The organism is Bowmanella yangjiangensis (assembly GCF_017255015.1).
Classification (GTDB): Bacteria; Pseudomonadota; Gammaproteobacteria; order Enterobacterales; family Alteromonadaceae; genus Bowmanella; species Bowmanella yangjiangensis.
On sequence record NZ_JAFKCS010000176.1, the window covers coordinates 1 to 1665 of the forward strand.

The window sequence follows — 1665 nt, forward strand, 5'->3', positions numbered from 1 at the left end:
TACGCTGTTCTCGGCGCTGTTGACTGCTGCTTCCATCACACGCAGATCGCCTTCGGCAACCCGTTGGGCGATACGGTTGAGGTCACTTGGTTCAGCACCCAGGGAGCGCAGAAGATGGCGGCTTATCAGGTGGCCGAGAATGGCCGCGACGAGGAAGCTGGCTATGGTAATGGCGATGAGCGTGTTGCGTTGGCTCAGGTAGTGGGCCTCATTGGCCGCCACACGCTGCTTGGCCATCTCGTTGGTATGCTCAAGGTATCCCGCGATCATTTGGGTCAACTCTTCGAGAAGCGGGGTGCATTGCTCTTTGACCAGATGTTTGGCTTCGGTGTCTTCGCCATTGAACAGGTGTTCTGCGATGGTGAAGGCAACTTTGCTGTAGCGCCCTTCAACTTCTTCGATGCGCATGAGCAGGTCATGCCCGGCGGCAGAGGCGTCTGCGTGTGTGGTGATTGCCTGGCGCAATGCAGCGAAACTGTCGTCTACGGCCTTTTCATGCTCGGCGATGAAGGCCCTCCGTTGTTCGCGCTCCGAAGGCTCGAAATTGAGGGCCAGGTTTCTCAGCGCAATAGCCCTCTCCTTGACCGAATCGCTGACCTTGCTGGCGAGTCTTGCGCGCGTCTCCACGCCGTTGACGTAAGTGGAGAAATCCTGTTCTGCCGAGGCAAGGTTATACAGCGAAACACCGGCAATCAGCAGCATCAGCGCCAGGAGGCAGGCATAGCTGGCATAAAGCAGGGTGCGAATGGAATAACCAGCGGCAAGGAATGACATAAGGCACCTGCTGTTAGGGGTTAGACCTACGAGCAGACCGATCAGACGAACCGTGCGACAGCAGGGGCCAAGGTCTGCCTCAATGCATCCTGCGTTCGATCACTTGTCCTGCGGGATGTTCTCTGGAAGCCTGAGAGTTGAGCAACCCTTGCCTCAATCGGCCACCGCTTTAAGCGAGTGTAGATCAGATGTCGAGCAGTTGCCGTGGCTCCCGGGGGGCAGCAAGGCAACTGTCAGCGCTGATCGAGAGACAGGCCTTCATTGAGAGGTGAGGTACCAGGCCCAGGGTTCACTGCTTTCGTAGCGGGTGATCTGCTTGGTTTCCAGGTAGTTGTCCAGGCCCCATTCGCCCAGTTCACGGCCGATACCGCTGCGCTTCACGCCGCCCCAGGGCAGTTCGCTGAAGGTCGGTTGCGAACAGTTGATCCAGACGATACCGGCCTGCAGCCTGCGGGCGAGCCGTTCGCAGCGTTCGAGGTCGGCGGACATGACGGCGGCGGCCAGGCCGAACTCACTGTCGTTGGCCAGGCGCAGGGCGTCGGCCTCGCTGTCGAAGGGGTTGACGCAGACCACCGGGCCGAAGATTTCCTCGCGCCACAGGGCACAGTCCAGCGGTACGTCGGCGAACACCGTCGGCTGCATGAACCAGCCCTGCTCGAGGCCCGCCGGCGGCTTGCCACCGCAGACCAGGCGCGCGCCATCGGCGATGCCCTGGGCGATCGCGGCGCTGACCTTGGCGTGCTGGCCGGCGCTGACCAGCGGGCCCAGCAGCACGCCATCCTCCAGGCCGTTGCCGATGCGGATCTTCTGCGCTTCCTCGCTCAGGCGCTGCAGCAGATCGGGGTACAGCGCGCGTTCCACCAGCACGCGTGACGTGGCGGAGCAGACCTG

2 protein-coding genes are annotated in these 1665 nt (G+C 61.6%); both read right to left on the reverse strand.

The window, feature by feature from the left end; all coding sequences use genetic code 11:
- The coding region (locus tag J0A65_RS23075; protein ID WP_206596638.1) for an MCP four helix bundle domain-containing protein at positions 1–774 on the reverse strand (774 nt) is incomplete at its 3' end.
- Between the two features lie 258 nt (positions 775–1032).
- A partial coding sequence (locus tag J0A65_RS23080) for an aldehyde dehydrogenase family protein (protein WP_206596639.1) occupies positions 1033–1665 on the reverse strand: 633 nt, incomplete at its 5' end.